Genomic DNA, 18,929 nt, shown 5'->3' with positions numbered 1-18,929 from the left:
TTATCTTCTGTCTAGTTGCAATTTTGTAGCTGCTATAGCACGCTATTTTGCTGCAACATCCACCTGCAGTTCGCCGCCCTCTTTGAGTTTGTAAAAGCGATCCGCGGCGATTGCATAAAACATCTGCTTCCTGCCATCCGGCCACAGCACATCGACCTGCTGGAGGCTCGCGACGGGGCCAACTCCGAAGTGAAGTCGCAGGTCGTTTTGCGACAGATAGCTACCGCCGCTTCGCACCTCTTCGGTCTGGCGTAGCGCTGCCGTCGTCACAGAAATCCGCGTATTTAGAGCGAGCCGATTCGACGGACCTCCCTCCAGTTGAAAGCTCACCCAGTGATTTGCTGGATTGCTCTTTACCTCGAGGATCTGTGGACCACCGGTAAGATTTTCAACGACTATGTCCAGCCTGCCTCGATTGAAGAGATCGCCCACCGCCAGCCCGCGACTTACCAGTGGCTCCTGCAGCGCGGCACCCGCCTGTGCACTTACGTCGCGAAAATTCCCGTTGCGTTCATTCCAGAAGAGCAGCTTCGGCTCACGGTAGCGCGTCCCCAGCTTCGCATCATCCACCTGGGGGTAGACGTGGCCATTCGCAATAAGCAGATCCTGCCATCCCCGGTTATTCGTATCGAGAAAGGCGTCGCCCCACCCTACGAACGGTGTCGTACTCTTCGCGACCTTTGCCGTATGCGCGACGTCGGTAAAGTTCATGCTGCCGTCGTTCCGATAGAGGACGGCATACTCATCGCTGAAATGCGAGATCGCTACGCTGAGACGTCCTGAGTGGTCGTAGTCACCGAGGGCTATACCCATGTTGGCCTGCTCTAGTCCATCCTCGCTAAGAGCTACGCCTGCCTCGTTAGCCATTTCGGTGAAATGGCCACCACCAAGATTCTTGTAGAGATAGTTCGGCTCGCCATCGTTGGCTACGAGGAGGTCGATCTTACCGTCGCCATCGAAGTCTGACCACACCGCACCGAGTCCAAAGAAATGCTTCGGGTCGCTCACGCCCGCGGCAACAGCAACCTCGGTGAACGTTCCATCTCCGTTATTGTGGTAAAGCGCATCCGGCGAGCCCTTCAAGCCCCGTGGGCCGCATTGCACCGCAATCTCGTGATATTGACACGTCTTGAGCGAGCCGAAGGTAGGCAGATTTGTAAGATCCAGGTCGACATAGTGTGGCACGAACAGGTCGACGAAGCCGTCGCCGTCGTAATCGCCAAAGGTCAACCCCGTCGCCCAGCCCGCGTCTTTAGCGAGCCCGGAACTCTTCGACGCATCCGTAAACGTTCCATCGTGATTGTTGTGGAGGAGCACCACGCCGCCAAAGCAACTTACCGCGAGATCGGGCCACCCATCGTTGTCATAGTCGCCGACCGCCGCCCCCATCGCCCAGCAGGGATAAGTCACGCCCGCCTTGTCGGAGACGTCGGTAAAGGTTCCATCGTGGTTGTTATGGAAGAGTGCACTGCGGGCCTTCTTGCCTGCGAGCGCCATCGCGACATTCGGTGCGTTGGTAAAGTAGATGTCGAGCCATCCATCGCGGTCATAGTCGAGTAATGCAACGCCGCCGCTCATCGACTCCACGATAAATTTCTGATCAGGACTCGAAAGATGGTCGAAGTGAATGCCTGTTGATACCGTGATGTCGACAAGTTCCGGAATCTTTTCCGGAACGGCGGTATTCTGCGCGGCCGCGATCGATCGAAGGCCAGCGGCCAAGCAGATGGTGAGGAGCATTCGCATACAGGCGCTACTGCTCCTTGCCAGTATTCTGCGGGTCATCTACACGCATCTCGGCATAGATCTTGCGAAGCTTCTCCTTCAGGTCCTTGTACTTCTCATAGGCTGCGATCTCCCGCTTCGCATCATCGGGTCGTTTAAGCCGTCGATACAAGGCACTAAGCCGATAGTGTGCGAGAACATTCGTCGGATCGGCAGCGACAACGCCCTCAAGCAAAGGAAGAGCCGCATCGGACTGATTCTGGTCGGTCAGCACATGTGCAAGGCCGATGGAGGAATCAACGTCCCCAGGCTGTATGGCTAGAGCTCGCCGGTAGAGAACCTCTGCTGCCTTCTGGTCGTTCTTCTCTTCGGCAATCTCGCCAAGCCGCCGAATAGCTTTCACATCGCGCGGATTAGCCGTCGCCGCAAGCTGGTACTGCTGCTCGGCCTCGGCATGCAGCGCCGGTTCCGAAGAAGCGTGAAGCGCCTCAGCAATCTCAAAGTGTAGTCCGGGCAGGTTCGGATCAAGCGCCAGTGCCTGCCGATAGTTGTTCAGCGCACCTTTGTCATCGCGCGCGCGCTGCAGTTCATGCGCCATGACTTGGTGCATCTGCGCGGAGTCGGGAGCCGCAAGTGAGAGGTCGAGCATAGCCTCTCCCGCAAGGTCTGCATAGAGTCGATAGGTCGTGTATAGAAGTGCGGGGTCGGTCGGTGCCGTCTTCAATAGAACGGAAGAAATCGCCGCAGCCTTATCCAACTCCCCAGTAGAAGAGTAGCTATCAATCAACTCGCGCCCTACATCCAACTTGATCTTCGGATCTTCCATATGCGGGAACGCTGCTTCGAGGTCTCCGCGACCGGCGGTGTCGTCGCCAACACGCCTCTCGGCAAGCCCAAGCAGCGATTGAATTCGCCACAGACCAGCCTTCATCGCAAGAGCCTCGCGCAACTCGGGGATAGCCTCAGCGTAGGTACCTTTGAAGAAGAGCAGCACGCCAAGATTTCCACGAGCATCCGCATTCTTCGGGTCGAGCGCGACGATGGCGCGAAACTCCTCGATCGCCTGATCGGGATGATGTTCCTGCAGATCCTGCTGAGCCCGCCTTTGATGCGCGGCAAGTTGTTGAGTCCGGCTCGGGCCGGCTTGTGCATCGACCGGTGCCGCCGTCAAGGTGCCTAGCAGGAAGATCGTTATGGTGAGATTCAGGCGCATAGCAAGCAAATGATATCGGGTTAGAGATAAGTATGGCAGCAAAGCAAAGGGGATGGTGAGGTGCACCATCCCCTTTAGGTTGATCGAGTTGGTAATTAGAACTCCAGGCGAGCACCAAGCTGCATGGTGCGACCGCCTACAGTTGTCGAGGTGATTTGATTACCGTTGAAGTAGTTCTCGTTGAACGCTACGCCGGGCGTACCCTTTGAAAGACTTTGCTGCGGCACACCAAAGCTGGGATGGTTGAAGGCGTTAGTAGCATCTGCTCTGATCTGCAGTTTGACCTGCTCGTAGATCGTGAACTTTTTCCCTGCCGAAAGATTGAAGAGGTTGAGCCCAGGCCCGTACAAGCTGTTTCTGCGAACGTTGCCAAAGGTGCCGTTCTGCGGCTGCGAGAACGCTGCTGGGTTATACCACTCCTTGATATTGCGACCACCCAAGGGGCGTGTGCTAATCCCGGTCGCATTCGGGAACTCGCTTCCTGCCTGTGAGTAGCTAAGGTTATCTACGGTGACGGTGAACGGATTTCCTGTGGACAGAACGCCCGTCTCCGAGATCTGCCAGCCTCCGATTGCCTCGTCCAAGAGGCGGTTCCTGTTTAGGAAGTGCCGACCAACGCCGAACGGAAGGTCATAGACAACGTTGTTCTTGAAGGCATTGCGCACATCGAAGTTGGAGTTGCTGTAGTTGGCGTTGGGATTATTGGCGCGCTGATAGTTTTGATCACCCGCCCGGCTACCCCAGCTTGAGGAGTCCTGGTCGTCGAGAAAGTGAGACCATGTGTAGTTAGCGTTGAAGCTAAGACCTGCTGCAAGCCGCCGCGAGAGCGAGACTTGGAGTGAGTTGTAGTTGGAGATTGCATTGTTCGTGCTTCCTCCAATGCCTTGATATCCCGGATAAGGCCGACTCGTCGGGCTATCATTCGGCGATAGCAGATTCTCAGGCACCTGATTCAGATCAGTGGGGAAGTTTAGATTCAGGCCGTGGCTGGCAACATAGGCCACTTCGGCCACCATGTTCGTTCCCAACTCGTGCTGCATCGCAAAGTTCCATTGATAAATCTGCGGTGTTGGCGTGTGGTATTCGTTGTAGGTTGCGCCCTGACCGTTGAAGCGCGCTGGATTGGTCGATGATGCGGTAAAGGGCAGATTCGAACCCGTGCTATCCAGCTTAACAACGGAATTGATGCCGTTCGACTGGTCAGCAAGGCTCCCGGTCGAGCTGAAGGATCCGCCCATGCCACCGCCGTAGGTGTCAAGGCTCAGGTTATAGGCATAGATACCAAAGCCGCCACGGAAGGTTGTGGTTGCATCCGGCTGCCAGGCGAATCCTACGCGCGGCAGGAAAGTGTTGTAGGAGTCCGCTTGCAAGTTGTTGCGACCATTTGCATGGGTGCTCGCAAACCAGTAAGCGCCGAGTGTGCCTGTGCCTGCATTCGCGACCGTCGGGTCGAACGCCGCGATGTTCCCGTGAGTTTCACTCCAGCCATGCCGTATCTGGTAACGAAGGCCGACGTTGAGGGTTAGGTTCGGACGAATCTTATAGTCATCCTGGACAAAAACCTGTGGGCTCTTCAGGCGAGCTCCATACTCAGGAGAGACGTTTGCATTCCACGACTGTGCCTGACCAAGAAGGAAGTCAGCATAGTTCAAGCCCGTGGTCGAATCAGGCGATGCGATACCTGTGCCGGAATCGACCTTCCATTGTTGCGTGTATTGTCCTGAAAAGTTCATGGTGCCAGCGTTGGTGTTTCCCCAAGCAGTGGAGTTGTCCTGATACAGCAGGAACTCACCGCCGAAGTGGAGCACGTGCTTACCGCGGATCATCGTCATAACATCCGAGGGATCGAACACATGCTCTTTGTAGACAGCGTTTGTGCTTGGCTGAACCCACGCGTAGGGATAAGGAGCGCCGAACTGAATCGCCGGTAAGTCATCAGCCTTGGCAAACTGCCAACCGAGCTGTGCGGCGTAACCCTTGCCGAGTGCAAGATCGCCATAGAAGCTGCCTTGCCAGGTGTATCCCAACCGCACTTCATTGATGGTCCGGTCGCTGATGCTCCAAACGTCGGTAACCTGTGCGTTGTAGTTATCGACGTCACCAGACTGGCAGCCAACCGGGCAGGCGGTAACTGAGTTCGGATAAACGACAGGGGTATCGGCCTGTGTGACCGACGTCGTAATCCGGTTATGTTCGTTCAGGTCGTAGTCCAACCGCCCGAAGTACTTGCGGTAGGGAGTTGACTGGGGATTGCTCGAGAAGAAGTTATTTTGCAGCAGACCAACTGAATTCACCGTTCCTGGAACGAACTTGCCGCCAGCAATGTGGCTTGTGGGCGTCGGGTAGAAGTTTTGGAATTTGGTTGCAACCTTGTCGAACAGCGCGGTAGGAACAGCGTTGTTTCCATACTCACTAGCGAACGACTTCCTCACCGGATAAGGATTTCCTTTCGCATCGTGCGCAATCGTCTGCGTTGTAGGGTCGAAGATTGTGGGTTGACCGGTGAAGTCACCACCCTTGACCGCTTCAGTGGGAACCGTGTTCGTTGAATTGCTGGCTGATCCATGATTAACCGTCTGGTCGTAGTTGAAGTAGAAGAACATCTTCTTCTTCAGGATCGGACCGCCGATCGAACCGCCAAAGTTGTTATAGCGAAGAAAGGGAATCTTCGGCGTGCTCTGGAACCCAAATTGAGCCGCGTTCAAAGCGTCATTCTGTAAGTAGTCGTAAGCGGAGCCGTGGAAGCTGCTCGTACCGCCCTTGCTGATCTGGTTGAACACGACGCCGCCTATGCCGTACTGGGCGGAGAAGGCGGATGTGGTCACCTGCAGCTCGCCAACGGTTTCGAAGGTTGCGGGATTTGCGTTCGCGCTATGTGAGAGCGTTGTTGAGGCACCATCGGCAAGAATATTGCTGTACGGAAGGTTGCCGTTGACGGAGACCTCCTGGCCGGGGTTAGCTGCGCCTTGCGAACCCTTGGCGGTGCCTGAGGAGCCGGGGAGCAGAATCGTGAAGTTCTCCCAATCCTGCCCGACGTTGGGCAACTGCGCCATGGCCTTCGCTTCAAAGGTAGTCGACTGCTCGGCATTCTCAGTCCGGAGCAGCGTGGCGTCCGTATTGACTACGATGGACGAATCAACAGACCCAACCTTCAACGAGGCATTGATAGTCATCACGCCGACCTGAACGCTGATCGACGAGCGCTCAAACTTGGTAAAGCCGTCTTTCGCAAAGGTAAGTTGATAGGTGCCTACGACAATTGATGAGCTGTCGAAAAGGCCGTCCTTGTTCGTCGTCAGCTCCTTGCTGACGCCGGTGTCCTTGTTGACGATGGTGACGGTCACATCGGGCATAAGAGCGCCGGTACTGTCTGTGACGGTACCCCGGATGTCGCCGGAGTTAGTACTTTGGGTGTATGCCGCTGGCGTTGCCAGAAGGCAGACCAATCCTAGTGCAAAACTGAGAGACCTGCGTCCCATAAAAATCCTCCCTAAGGTGCTGCTTGACAACGCTTCTTTAGTCTTTCGTGAGGAAATCCAACTTCCTTCTTAGGACACACGTTTGTCTTTGGTGATGCGTGACAATCTAACCCGAGCGCTGGAACACCTGTCAAGCACTAATCGAGATACCACAGAAATACTCACAATTCGTTCCATATCCACTAAACAAAGGTTTGTCTAGATCATGGGTCGTCGGGAATGCCGGTTTGACATCGCATAGGAACAAAGTGCTTAATTCACGTTGCGGGTTCCTATCTGATCGCTATCCTGCCTGCCGTCACGGGGAGCAGCACGCCTTTCATCCAGAACATAACGCGCTCACTATCTGTCCAAGGAGGACGAATGCGTCCGATCATTCCTCGAGGATTTCTGCTGTGCCTGATATGCCTCCTGCCCGTAGCTGCCCACGCAGAACGCAGGCAATCTGTGACGGAATGGCTGACAACGGCGGACCGATCGTCTCTGGTGGCAAAGCAGCCGGACTCCCTCGTACTTCTTAAACATGGTCGTGACAAACCTGCGGACATCATGATCGACGATAACGATCGCAGTCAGACTATAGACGGGTTTGGCTTTGCCCTTACCGGCGGGAGCGCTCAACTCCTGATGAAGATGAGCCCAACACAGCGGCATGCTCTTCTGGTTGAACTCTTTGGGCATGATCCCAAATCCATCGACGTGAGCTACCTTCGTGTCAGTATCGGTGCCTCGGACATGAACGACCACGTTTTTACCTACGACGACATGCCCCCCGGCCAGCGTGATCCCGAGCTAAAGCAATTTAGCGTTAAGCAGGATGAGGCGGACGTCATCCCTGTTCTCCAGGAGATCCTTACGATCTCACCGAAGATCAAGATCCTTGCCTCGCCATGGACGGCGCCATCGTGGATGAAGACCGTTGAAGCAGCCAAGGGTGGTGCCCTTCGACCTGAGTTCTATCCGGTCTATGCTCAGTATTTTGTTCTTTATCTTGAGGCGATGCAGCGGCACGGCATTCGGATCGACGCGATCACCACACAGAATGAGCCGCTAAACCCCAAGAACACGCCCAGTATGGTCATGCAGCCAGAGGAGCAGGCGACCTTCATCAAAACCCTGGGTCCCGCGCTTGCGAAGAACAACCTCCAGACGAAGATCATCCTCTACGATCACAACTGTGATCGGCCGGACTATCCGCTCGCTATCCTCAACGATCCTGTCGCCAGCAAGTTTGTCGATGGCTCAGGTTTTCATCTCTACGGTGGCAAGATAGACGCCATGACCCAGGTGCATGACGCATTCAAGCAAAAGAACCTCTATTTCACTGAACAGATGGTCATCGAAGAGAAGCATGAGGGCATTGCGCAACCGATCTCGCATCCAGTCGACCGGGTTGTTATCGGAGCTATGCGCAACTGGAGCCGCAACGTCCTCCTCTGGAACCTCGCTGCCGATCCGACCTTTGGGCCGCACACAACTTCAGGAGGCTGCCCGGTTTGCCAAGGCGCAATCACGCTTGATGCAGATGCTGTGCAGCGCAACATCGCCTATTACGCCATCGCGCAGGTCTCAAAGTTTGTACCACCGGGATCAGTACGAATCGCGTCGACGGAGCCGATTGATGGCGACCTGCCTAATGTAGCCTTCCATACTCCGGATGGCCACACAGTGCTTCTGGTCGTAAACAGAATGTCTGAAGGGAAAGACGTCAACGTGCAATGGCACGGACAAGCTTTCCACACAAACCTTGGAGCGGGCAGCGTGGCTACCTTCGTCTGGTAGCCACTCTGAGCGACCTTACCAAGCCAGCGTAGGTGGCAGAAACTCCGCAAACAGGTCATCGTAGTAGGGCTTCAACTCCTGTGCGTTCGGTTTGGTGTGGCTCTTTGAGTACAGGTCATATTGGTTGAACTTGAGAACCCACTCCAGCATCGACCGATCCTTATCCGTGCACAGATGGTCGTACGCTCCATGCTTATGCCACGGATAGAACGAGTGGAAACGCAGCATATAGAGTGATTCATCCTGAAGATATGGCGCCATCACCTTGGCGATGTAGCCATCGTGGCCAAAGGACATGTGCAGATTCTCGAGACCGCAGTTCGGCTCATAGATTCCATACTTTGTCTGGTACTCGGCCACAATACGATCAGAGTTCTTGGCGAAGTACTCCGGAAACACAATATCCTTCGACCAGGCGCAGCCCACCGGAAAGGTATCGCCTACCACACCCCACTGCGGCTCTCCGTAGAGGCAGAGGCACTTGCCCAGGTCATGGATGAAGCCGGTTAGCACCATCCAGCGAGGATGGCCATCGCGCCGGATCGCCTCTGAGGTCTGCAGCAGGTGCTCAATCTGCGTAAGGTCGGTATCCGGATCGCTGTCATCGACAAGCGTATTGAGAAAATCCGCAGCCTCCCAGATGGTCTTCTGTCCTTTGCTCAGACCGAAGTAGGTCTTTTCCTTCTCAAGAACATAGTCGACCGTCTGATTCTCGTGGTTCAGTCGATAAAATTCCGCAACACCCGGCGTAGCGCTCGCGTCGTAGACACGGAACTCTTCCTCTGTCTTGCCTTCCTTGTAGCGACCTTCAAGAAAGTCATCCCAATCGTCAAGATCGTGGAGTGGATTACTTGGTATTGTCGTGGTTGCGCTCATCGTGTCACTCCTTAAGGAATATAGGCAGGGACATTAGGAAGCCAGCCGCCAACTCCGTTACCGGTAACTTAGCAGAAAGATCAATAAAGAAGCAAGATAGAAGAGCTACAGAAACGTAGACTACCTAGATCCGAAGGCGACCTTGACACGCCTCCGTTCGATCAATAAGGTTGCGCAACCTGACCGACTCAGCATGACCCGTGATAGACCAGAGTAGAACAACAGGAGTGATGATGACCCGCATGAACGGCCCGCAAACCCTAAAAGCCATCCTGACCGACATTCAGTTCTGGATTCCGGCGACAGTTCTTGCAGCAGGAATCGCCCTGCTCGTCATCCTGCACTAAATTCAGTCGAGAGTCGGAAGAGGAAGCATGGCGGTTGAACAGGTAGCATCAGGCAAAGGGCAGGCAGGCGGTTCTCTCCACGCCATGGGGGTCATCTGCGGTCTCGCAGCGGGTGTGTGGCTGGGCGCTGCCGAAGCCCCAACTAAACTCGTCAACGCAGGTTTTTCACCCTTCGCCGTCTCGCTTTGCATGGTGGCAGGCGTCTTTACAGCGCGTTGGACCTTCCCGACGCTCCTCAAAGGCACCAGCTACGTCTTTGCCGATCTCTTAGCCAAGAAGCACCTGGTGGTCTGGGCGATCCTCGCGGGCGCTCTCTGGGCTGTAGCAAATACGCTCACCGTCTTCGCCATCCGCGACGTTGGACTGGCAACTGCTTTCCCCCTCTGGAACACGAATTCGCTCATCGGCCTCCTCTGGGGCAGGCTGCTCTTTCAGGAGCTTCGCGGCGCCGGTCCGAAGAACACCATTAAGGTCGTCGTCGGCGCGATCGCAATTGTCATTGCCGCAATCATGCTCGGCTTCAGTACTATCCACGGCACAGGTGCCGTCGCCCCGCACGCCATCCGCGGCCTCATCGCAGCTGCGGGAGCCAGCCTCATGTGGGGCACCATGTATATCCCCTACCGCAAGGCTTACCTCAGTGGCATGAACCCGCTGTCCTTCGTCACAGCCTTCACCATAGGCGAACTGGGCACCATGTTCGCGCTCACTTGGACCCTCGATGGCGGCATCCACTCCTCTGCCTTCCAACTCGTACAAAGCAAGCAACTCCTCTTCTGGCTGTTTTTAGGCGGATTCGTTTGGGTCGTTGGCGACCTCTTCCAGCAATTTGCCGCGAAGTATTTGGGCATCGGCCGAGGAATTCCACTCTCGAATACCAACCAGCTTTGGGGCCTCGCCTGGGGTGCACTCGTCTTTGGAGAACTCGCCACCGCCGATCGTAGCCACCGCACTCTCGTCCTGGCTGGTTCCATCCTCATGATCTTCGGAGCACTAGCCATCAGTACAGCCGTGGCCTCCTCACGTGAGCATCTCTCGCGAAACGAAGCTCTGGAGCGGGAATGTGTTCGCTACGGCCTTGAATATCGTGAGGTCCTGCTGGCGCAAAGTGGAGACGAGTTCGGAAGTCGTACCGAACGCCGCCGCTGGTGGGACGTCTTAATCGTCGCCACGGCGACTGGTATCTTCTTGTGGCTTGGTCTCAACGCCGTTGTACCCCCCCTTGCGATGAATCTTCACTGGGTCGCCGCCTTAAGCGTCGTTCTCTTCGTCGCCCTGGCCGGCGGCGGCTGGGCACTCTGGAAGCAGACCCGCTTCAGCTAAGAAAATCAGGTCGCCGCCTACCCTAAAACTCTACACTGGAGAGAGTGTCGGGAGGCGGGGATCGTCATGGCTGTTCGTTTGCAGGATATTGCCGATGATCTCGGCGTCTCCAAGGTCACCGTATCGAAGGTTTTGCGTGGCAATCCGGATATAGGCGAGCGCACCCGCGCCCTTGTCCTCAAACGTATGCAGGAGTTGAATTACCAGCCCAACATGCTCGCAAGAGGACTGGCGAGTGGCAAGACCTTTGCCGTCGGCCTGATCGTGCCCGACCTCGTACATCCATTCTTTGGCGAGTTCGCCAAATCACTGGGCGGAGCTTTGCGCGCCAGCGATCGCGCCTTGGTGCTTGCTTCCTCAGAAGAGGACCCGAAAATTGAGCAGCAGGAAATCCGCACCCTCCTGAGTCGCGGCGTCGATGTCTTGCTTATCGCCTCATGCCAGCCAAAGCCCCCGAATCAAGGTGGATTCAGCGACGACCCCACACCATTTCTGCTGGTCGATCGCAACTTCCCAAGCCTCAACGCGAACTTCGTAGGCTCCAACGACGTCATGGTGGGCGAGCTCGCAACCCGTCATCTCATCGAGCTTGGCCGCAAGCGCATCGCTCATATCGGTGGTCGAGGTATGAGCCCCGCCGTCGATCGTCTTCACGGCTACCGATCCGCACTAAAGGACGCAAATCTCCCCGTCCCTAGAGGATTCGTAGTGACGCGAGATCGCTTTGAGGAGACAGCCGACTCTATGGGCCATCTGGCCATGCAGGAGCTCCTCAGCCTCAAGTCTCGACCTGACGCCGTGTTTTGCTATAACGATCTCTCCGCGATCGGAGCAATGGCCGCGGCCACGGAGGCCGGCCTCCGTATTCCTGAGGACATCGCCTTTGTCGGGTGTGGCGGCTTGCGCTATGCCGAGTATCTCAAGATTCCGCTGACCTCAATCGACCATTCCACGCAGAAGATGGGCGTCATTGCAGCCAGGCTGGCACTTAACCTCGCCGAGGGTTCCACAAAACCTTCGCAGGCTATCCTCATCGAACCAACACTCATCGTCAGGCAGTCGACCGTGGCCCAGTAAACATCTGTCTAAGCGGGATTACTCTCAATCGCCGTCCGGTAACGTGTAAGCGCAGCTTCAAGGTGAGTTTGCATCGCGCCTCGTGCCGCAACCGAATCACGCCGCAGAATGGCGTCGACAATGAGTACATGTTCCTTCAGTGATAGAGGACGCGCTTGCGGCAACAGCAGCACCTTCGACAGCACCTTCGCCAACTGTCCCCGAATCATCGAAATCAAGTCGAAGAGCAGTTGGTTCTCTGAAGCTTTGGCCACATTGACATGGAACTCAAGGTCTAACGCTGCAAAGCGCTTCTCATCATTCACGGCTGCCTTCATCTTCTCCAACAATCCCCGCAACAAATCGTGGTTGGCCGCCGTGCCGCGTTCGGCTGCACTCGCCGCCGATACCCCTTCCAGCGCGAGCCGAACCTCGATCAGGTTCTCAATGTCGTGCTTTTCTGTAATGAGCCGCCACTCCACAATTTTTTCAAGAAACTTCCCGCCGTCAAGCGCAACTGAGGTTCCCTCACCAACACGAGCGGTCAACACGCCGACAATCGACAGGCAGCGAAGAGCCTCCCTTAGCGAGGAGCGTCCCGCTCCAAACGTCTTGCAGAGCTCCCGCTCCGACGGTAGACGCTGACCCGCCTTCAGGTCTCCTTTGGAGATCAGAGTCATAATCTGTTCAACGATGTCATCGCTGATGGAAGTCTTCTTAATCGGACGAATCTTTGACTTGATGGTTTTAGTACCAGCGGCCCGTTGCGTTGTCATGTGCTGTCGATCTCCATCCCAGCAAGGGGAGAACACCACAATACATGAAACCATTTCGTTGCATCATCACGTTTGCTGTTGACAATGGTCTGACAACCTGACTACTATTCGCCCGATGTTGTGGGGAGCACAGAGCGCTCGTTGAGTGGACTGTGTCGCGTATCGGCCATATCGATACGGACCTTGATCGGTCGATCTGAACCAGGAGAGTTGTCATGCACTCGCAAAAATTAGTCTCGACGCTCGTCATCGCGTTTGTTCTTGCTATGAGCGGTACTCATTTCTTCGGTCAGGCGGTTACAGCTACGCTCGTTGGCACGATCAGTGATAGCGCCAAGGCCGGCGTTGCAAATGCAAGAGTGACGATCACCGAGCAACAGACCGGCGCAACGATTACGCAGCCGGCAAATGAAAGTGGAAACTATCAATTCTCGTTTCTGACGCCCGGCATTTATTCAGTCTCTGCCACCGGAGATGGATTCCAGACGAAAGTGACCAGAGACGTCAGCGTTCCGGTCAACACCACCGCTCGCGTCGACGTCACCCTGCAGCCAGGCTCTGTCACGCAGACGGTTACCGTGACCGATCAGGCCCCACTCCTCCAGACTGATCGAGGTGACGTCAGCGCGCAGATCGAGGCCGAACAGGTGAACGAACTCCCCTTAGGCTCTGATAGAAACTTTCAGTCGCTGGAAGCTCTTGTGCCCGGTGTCAGCCCTGCATTTTACGATCATTCCACCTTCTTCGACGCCCAGAACTCCCAGGCGTTTAAAGTAAACGGGCAGTCCGAACTCGCCAATAACACTCAGTTGGAGGGTGTTGATGACAATCAGCGCGGCGGCCTTCTGCAGGTATATATACCCCCTGCCGCAGCCATTCAGACTGTTGACGTTGAGACGAGCAACTACGCGCCGGAGTTCGGGCGGTCTGCCGGTGCGGTCACCAACGTGACGTTGAAGTCTGGCACCAATGGGTATCACGGCTCAGCCTTTGAATATAACTCGGTCAGCAAGACCTCGGCGCGCAGCTACTTCAATAACACAGGGGTCTTTCCGCGGTTCACGAACAACTACTTCGGTGGAACGATTGGCGGTCCCATCCGCAAAGACAAGCTCTTCTTCTTCGCGGACTTTCTTCGCTATGCGAACGACAGCAGTCAATATCAGTTATGGACGGTGCCGACCGCTTCATTTCGAGCGGGCGACTTCCGTGCCAGCACTACTAAAATCTACGATCCGCAGACTGGAAAAGCGGATGGCACCGGCCGATCGCAATTTACAAGTAACGGAGTAGCAAACGTTATCCCCACTGGTCGCCTTAATCCACTCGCACAGAAGTTGATCGCTCTCGTTCCGCTGCCAAATATCCCGGGTGCAGGCTTTACGAACAATTTTCAGGAGGACGCAGGCTTTCGTGTGAAGTCGAATGGTTTCGACATAAAGGTCGATCAAAATCTTCGCAAAGCTGATCACTTTACAGCGCGATTCAGCTACCAGAACGTCAACACGCAGCAGGATCCTTCCTTCGGTTTAGCAGGTGGTCCAGGCGGTGGTGGGGGTTATGAGGGGACCGCTACCGACCTCATCTGGGTTGCGGCCGGAGAGTACACGCACGTTTTCTCACCGACGTTCTTTACGGAAGCTCGTCTTGGTGTCAATTACTTCAACAACGTTGAAACACCAACGGACTACGGATCGACAGCGACGACCGATCTTGGTATTCCCGGCATCAACACGAACCAGGTAAATAGCGGTCTTGTCGGCATCAACATCACCGGGTACTCACAGCCTCTACTTGGCTACACGCCCTTCGTTCCCTCGACCAATCCCGAAACCAACATCGACGTGGTCAATAATTGGACGAAGATCCTCGGCAATCATTCCATCGTCTTCGGTGGCGAGGCACGCGTCGTGCGCGATGACGTCACAGAGGGCCAAACTTATGGCACCCGCGGTGTCTTCACCTATTCCACTGGCCAGACCTCGTTGAACATCTCAAATGCTTCAACGGCTGCGAGCATCGGGAACGACTTCGCCAGCTTCATCTTGGATTTGCCCAGTCAGGTCGGCATTGATGTAAACGTCGGTGACGCCTCATGGCGCGAGAAACTCTACTTTGGCTTTGGTCAGGACACATGGCAGGCCACCTCCAAGTTGACACTTACGTATGGCCTCCGTTGGGAGTTCTACCCACCGGCCACTCCAAAGCAGAAGGGTGGCTTCTCGCAGTACGACCCCACAACCAACAGCCTCCTCGTAGCCGGTTACGGTGACATCCCTCTCAACCTTGGTGTTCAAACTAACGCTAAGAACTTCGAGCCGCGCATGGGTTTCGCCTATCGCATCTCTCCGTCGAGCGTCCTTCGCGGCGGCTTCGGCATAAGCCATACACCTTTCCAGTACAAGGATTACGCCTACAACTATCCGGTGAAGCAAAACCAGGTCTTCAACCCGGTCAATAGCTTCTTCCCGGCCCTCAACAACTCCAGTCAGCCAGCCACTCTGGCCGCCGGATTTGCTCCCGCACCGGAAGCCGTCATCCCTTCCACTGGCATCATTCCGAACGCGCCCATCTCGTCCAGCTATATTTCGGTAGATACAAACTACCGAGATCCCTACATCATGTCGTTTAACCTCACGATGGAGCAGAACCTCGGACATAAGTGGGTCGCAAATGTGGCCTACGTCGGCAATCTAGGCCGTCATGTCCCAGGCAACTACAACCTCAACGCGGCTACCGTTGCCGGTCTCGGAGCCAAGGGGCAACCAGAGTTTGCAACCTTTGGCAGAACTGCAACAACCGAACTCCTTCCGAAGGGCACAAACTCGGCGTACAACTCTCTGCAGGCTCGCGTCACCCATCGTTACGCGAACGGTTTAGTGTGGACCTCAGCCTTCGCCTGGCAGAAGGCTCTCGGGTTCAACTCCAACCAGAATAATCTTGGTGGCTACCTCTTCTACCTCGATCCAAAACGCGACTATGCGCCCGTTAACTGGGACACGCGTCTCACCTACTCGCAGAGCTTCGTCTATGAGTTGCCCTTGGGAAAGAACAAGGCCTACCTCAAGACAGGACTTGTAAGCAAGGTCGTGGGTGGCTGGCAGGTTAGCTCCTTGCTCAACTCGCAGACGGGTTTGCCTCTCCTCTTTACGGCAAGCGCCAGTGTCCTAAATGCGCCTGGAAACACACAGGTGCCCAACCAAGTGGGTGCCTTTCACAAGATCAAATCTATCGGGCCTGGCCATCCGTGGTTTGATACAAGCGCCTTCACACAACCTGTAGGACCTGTCCTTGGAAATATGGGTAAAAACGTCTACAGCGGCCCAGGACAGATCACATTCAACAGCGCGTTAGCCCGAAGCTTCCCAATTCGCGACTCGGTGCAACTGCAGTTCCGGCTCGATTCGTTCAACGTTCTCAATCATCCCAACTTCAGCAACCCCAGCACCGACATGACAAGTTCAAGCTTCGGGCAGGTCACTGCCATCGCCTCGTCAGGGGCGTCTGCCGCCGGCAACGCCTCTGGACCGCGCACGCTGGAACTGGCAGCCACGCTCAAGTTCTAAATACAATCAGCTTCTTTTAGTGCAGCACATCAGTAGGTCATCGAGGAACGTCATGGATCGAGTTAGGGGTTCTTGGAATCGCCGTCAATTTATTCAGGCAGCAGGCACGACGGCAGCACTTGCGGGCGTCGAAGCCCGGGCCCGGGCCGTCCCGGCAAACACGCGCAGCGTCTTCATCATCATTGATCCCGCCGACCCGGTCGCGAGCGCCCCGGCGGCGCTGTGGGCAGCGAAGCAGTTGGAGGATTCACTCTCCGCACATGGTGTTATAGTCTCTCGTTTCGACCTCCTCGACCGAGCAAGCACAGAGGACCTGTGTATCCTTGCAACCGGTTCAACTACTTTCGTGGCCACGCAGATCCTGCAGGCCGCAGCGATCGAAGTACCCAAGGTTCATGAGGCTCTTGGTCTTGCTTCAGGCACTATTGATGGCCGCAAAGTACTGCTCGCCTGTGGCTATGACATACGGGGGCTCGTCTACGCTCTCCTCGATCTCTCGGACCGCGTTCAGAACGCACCTAACGCTATCGCTGCGCTCACAATCACACAACCACTGGCAGAGCGTCCCGCAAATCAGGTTCGCAGTATCACGCGCCTCTTCACCAGTGATGTCGAAGACAAACCCTGGTACAACGATCGCGAGATGTGGAAGCAATATTTGACCATGCTAGCCGCAAACCGCTTCAATCGCTTCAACCTGGCCTTCGGCATCGGCTACGACTTCATTCGCCAGGTCACGGACGCCTACTTCCTTTTCACTTACCCTTTCATGCTCGCAGTTCCTGGCTACAACGTACGCGTCCCTCAACTTTCTGATGCCGAGAGGGATAGTAATCTCGCGATGCTCCGCTTCATCAGCGAAGAGACCGTAGCTCGCGGCATGGAGTTCAGCGTCGGCCTATGGATGCACGGCTACGAGTGGATCGACAGCCCAAATCCCAACTACACCATCGAGGGCCTGACTCACAAGACTCACGGCCCGTACTGCCGCGATGCCGTGCGTATGCTGCTGAAAGAATGTCCATCCATCAGCGGTGTCACCTTCCGCATCCACGGCGAGAGTGGTGTGTCGGAGGGTAGCTACGAGTTCTGGAAAACAGTCTTCGATGGCGTAGCCACCTGCGGCCGCAAGATCGAGATCGACATGCACGCTAAAGGCATGGATCAGACGATGACTGACATCGCCATCGCGACCCAGCAACCCGTGGCGATCTCCCCAAAGTTCTGGGCCGAGCACATGGGTATGAGCTACCATCAGGCCGACATCCGAGAACTCGAACAGCCAAAACCTGGCGAAGAGAAGACTGGCCTGATGAAGCTCAGCACCGGAACGCGCAGTTTTCTCCGCTATGGCCACGGCGATCTTCTCCGTGACGATCGCAAGTACTCCGTCGTGCATCGCATCTGGCCCGGCACCCAGCGCCTGCTCCTCTGGGGAGATCCTGTCACAGGCGCCCAGTATTCAAAGGCTTTCAGTTTCTGCGGCAGCAATGGCGTGGAGATCTGCGAGCCGCTCTCCTTCAAGGGTCGTCGCGGTTCGGGTCACGCCGGCAACCGAACCGCCTACACAGATCTGTCACTCAGCCCCCGCTGGGATTGGCAGAAATACGCTTACAGTTATCGGATCTGGGGCAGGCTCCTCTACAATCCCGATGCTGCCCCGGCAGTCTGGCAGCGGTCTCTGCACCACGAGTTCGGTCCCGGTGCTCCTGACGTTGAAGCCGCTCTCGCAAACGCCAGCCGCATCCTGCCCATCATCACTACGGCGCATGGAGCCTCAGCGGGAAACAACACCTACTGGCCTGAGGTCTACTACAACCAGTCGATGGTCGACAGCGATCATCCCGGCCCCTACACCGACAGCCCATCCCCTAAGGTCTTCGGCAACGTCAGTCCACTCGATCCTCAACTTTTCTCTCGCATGAGCGACTTCGCCGCAGAGCTGGTCGATGGCAACCGAAGCGGTAAGTACACGCCGGTCGAAGTAGCACAGTGGCTCGAAGATCTATCTGCCGAAGCACAGCGTCATCTGAAGCGTGCAAACGTAACCTCCACCAACCGCACCACGCCGGAGTATCGGCGCATGGCAATCGACGTCTCGTTGCAGGCTGCTCTCGGGTCTTTCTTTGCAACGAAATTCCGAAGTGGCGTCCTCTTCGAGATCTACAAGAAGACCAACGATCAGGCTGCTCTGAAGGCATCCTTGATCCAATACCGGCAGGCCCGTGACATATGGGCTGATCTTGCGAATCAGGCCAAGGGCGTCTATATGTCCGACATCACGGTAGGTGAGCAGTCACAACTCCGAGGCCACTGGCTCGACCGCCTTCCAGCGATCGACAAAGATATTGCCGCCGTGGCTCTTAGGGTCGATTCCTCCACCAACAGCCCTGCTCAACCCAGCGTAGCTCTCGCCATCAGAGAGGCACTCGGTCGGCCCGTCAGGCACATACCGGCCATCAAACACGAAGCTCCCGGCAAGTTCCACCCAGGGCAGCCATTACAGCTCTCCGTATCCCTCCCCCAACCTGGCAGTGCGGTCCATCTGTACTATCGCCACGTCGATCAAGCCGAACGCTACACGATGGTGCCAATGGAGGTTCAGGGCGCTCACTATGCTGCGGCCATCCCCGCTTCCTACACTGATTCAGAATACCCATTGGAGTACTACTTTGAAGTAAAACAAGAGGGTATGAATGCTAGTCTTTATCCGGGTTTCTCAAAGAATCTGGCGAGCCAGCCTTACTTCATCGCCCTCCGTATGTAATCCATCTCTCCAGACTGTC

Annotated in this window: 11 protein-coding genes; 6 read left to right on the top strand and 5 right to left on the bottom strand. The window is 55.8% G+C overall.

The annotated features are described in order from the left end of the window. Positions 1-42: 42 nt before the first annotated feature. The 3 genes from OHL20_RS06320 to OHL20_RS06310 all read right to left on the bottom strand — a co-directional run bounded on the left by OHL20_RS06320 (position 43) and on the right by OHL20_RS06310 (position 6,417). Entirely contained in the window at positions 43-1,746 is a 1,704-nt protein-coding gene (locus OHL20_RS06320; protein WP_263382352.1) for a CRTAC1 family protein, read from the bottom strand. Positions 1,747-1,753: 7 nt separating this feature from the next. Continuing rightward, the gene (locus OHL20_RS06315) at positions 1,754-2,938 is read right to left on the bottom strand and encodes a tetratricopeptide repeat protein (RefSeq protein ID WP_263382351.1); all 1,185 of its coding nucleotides are present in this window, start codon (positions 2,936-2,938) and stop codon (positions 1,754-1,756) included. A gap of 95 nt (positions 2,939-3,033) precedes the next feature. Further along, positions 3,034-6,417: a TonB-dependent receptor gene (locus OHL20_RS06310; RefSeq protein WP_263382350.1), complete on the bottom strand. Its 3,384-nt coding sequence runs from the start codon at positions 6,415-6,417 to the stop codon at positions 3,034-3,036. A 363-nt stretch (positions 6,418-6,780) separates the two neighbouring features. Between OHL20_RS06310 and OHL20_RS06305 the strand changes: the two genes are divergently transcribed. After that, positions 6,781-8,199, top strand: coding sequence for a glycoside hydrolase family 30 protein (locus OHL20_RS06305; protein WP_263382349.1), 1,419 nt, complete (start codon positions 6,781-6,783; stop codon positions 8,197-8,199). 15 nt (positions 8,200-8,214) lie between these two features. Here OHL20_RS06305 and OHL20_RS06300 read toward each other — a convergent pair whose 3' ends face one another. Next, positions 8,215-9,075 (bottom strand): inositol oxygenase, encoded by an 861-nt coding sequence (locus OHL20_RS06300; protein WP_263382348.1) that lies wholly within the window; start codon positions 9,073-9,075, stop codon positions 8,215-8,217. A 230-nt stretch (positions 9,076-9,305) separates the two neighbouring features. Here OHL20_RS06300 and OHL20_RS06295 point away from each other — a divergent pair, with 230 nt between their 5' ends. From OHL20_RS06295 to OHL20_RS06285, 3 genes are all read left to right on the top strand, one after another. Then, positions 9,306-9,422 (top strand): translocated intimin receptor Tir, encoded by a 117-nt coding sequence (locus OHL20_RS06295; RefSeq protein WP_263382347.1) that lies wholly within the window; start codon positions 9,306-9,308, stop codon positions 9,420-9,422. Between the two features lie 27 nt (positions 9,423-9,449). Next, on the top strand, positions 9,450-10,745 hold the full coding sequence (locus OHL20_RS06290) for a GRP family sugar transporter (protein ID WP_263382346.1): 1,296 nt from the start codon (positions 9,450-9,452) through the stop codon (positions 10,743-10,745). Between the two features lie 66 nt (positions 10,746-10,811). Next, complete coding sequence (locus OHL20_RS06285) at positions 10,812-11,822, top strand: LacI family DNA-binding transcriptional regulator (protein ID WP_263382345.1); 1,011 nt, start codon at positions 10,812-10,814, stop codon at positions 11,820-11,822. Between the two features lie 8 nt (positions 11,823-11,830). On the opposite strand, the gene OHL20_RS06280 is transcribed toward OHL20_RS06285, so the two are convergent. Then, positions 11,831-12,577, bottom strand: a complete 747-nt coding sequence (locus OHL20_RS06280) for a FadR/GntR family transcriptional regulator (protein ID WP_263382344.1) — start codon at positions 12,575-12,577, stop codon at positions 11,831-11,833. Between the two features lie 215 nt (positions 12,578-12,792). Here OHL20_RS06280 and OHL20_RS06275 point away from each other — a divergent pair, with 215 nt between their 5' ends. Beyond that, on the top strand, positions 12,793-16,143 hold the full coding sequence (locus OHL20_RS06275) for a TonB-dependent receptor (RefSeq protein ID WP_263382343.1): 3,351 nt from the start codon (positions 12,793-12,795) through the stop codon (positions 16,141-16,143). Between the two features lie 52 nt (positions 16,144-16,195). After that, positions 16,196-18,910 carry a hypothetical protein gene (locus OHL20_RS06270; RefSeq protein WP_263382342.1) on the top strand — a complete coding sequence of 905 codons (2,715 nt, stop codon included), beginning with the start codon at positions 16,196-16,198 and terminating at the stop codon, positions 18,908-18,910. The last annotated feature ends 19 nt before the right edge of the window (positions 18,911-18,929 follow it).

The organism is Granulicella arctica, assembly GCF_025685605.1.
GTDB classification, from domain to species: Bacteria; Acidobacteriota; Terriglobia; order Terriglobales; family Acidobacteriaceae; genus Edaphobacter; species Edaphobacter arcticus.
The sequence above is the reverse complement of the archived record's forward strand: the minus strand, read 5'-3'. Positions and strand labels throughout refer to the sequence as shown.

Coding starts and splice junctions, on each gene's coding strand:
- OHL20_RS06320 (WP_263382352.1), bottom strand. CDS start 1,746: ATGCGAATGCTCCTCACCATCTGCTTGGCCGCTGGCCTTCGATCGATC.
- OHL20_RS06295 (WP_263382347.1), top strand. CDS start 9,306: ATGATGACCCGCATGAACGGCCCGCAAACCCTAAAAGCCATCCTGACC.
- OHL20_RS06270 (WP_263382342.1), top strand. CDS start 16,196: ATGGATCGAGTTAGGGGTTCTTGGAATCGCCGTCAATTTATTCAGGCA.
- OHL20_RS06300 (WP_263382348.1), bottom strand. CDS start 9,075: ATGAGCGCAACCACGACAATACCAAGTAATCCACTCCACGATCTTGAC.
- OHL20_RS06285 (WP_263382345.1), top strand. CDS start 10,812: ATGGCTGTTCGTTTGCAGGATATTGCCGATGATCTCGGCGTCTCCAAG.
- OHL20_RS06315 (WP_263382351.1), bottom strand. CDS start 2,938: ATGCGCCTGAATCTCACCATAACGATCTTCCTGCTAGGCACCTTGACG.
- OHL20_RS06305 (WP_263382349.1), top strand. CDS start 6,781: ATGCGTCCGATCATTCCTCGAGGATTTCTGCTGTGCCTGATATGCCTC.
- OHL20_RS06290 (WP_263382346.1), top strand. CDS start 9,450: ATGGCGGTTGAACAGGTAGCATCAGGCAAAGGGCAGGCAGGCGGTTCT.
- OHL20_RS06275 (WP_263382343.1), top strand. CDS start 12,793: ATGCACTCGCAAAAATTAGTCTCGACGCTCGTCATCGCGTTTGTTCTT.
- OHL20_RS06280 (WP_263382344.1), bottom strand. CDS start 12,577: ATGACAACGCAACGGGCCGCTGGTACTAAAACCATCAAGTCAAAGATT.
- OHL20_RS06310 (WP_263382350.1), bottom strand. CDS start 6,417: ATGGGACGCAGGTCTCTCAGTTTTGCACTAGGATTGGTCTGCCTTCTG.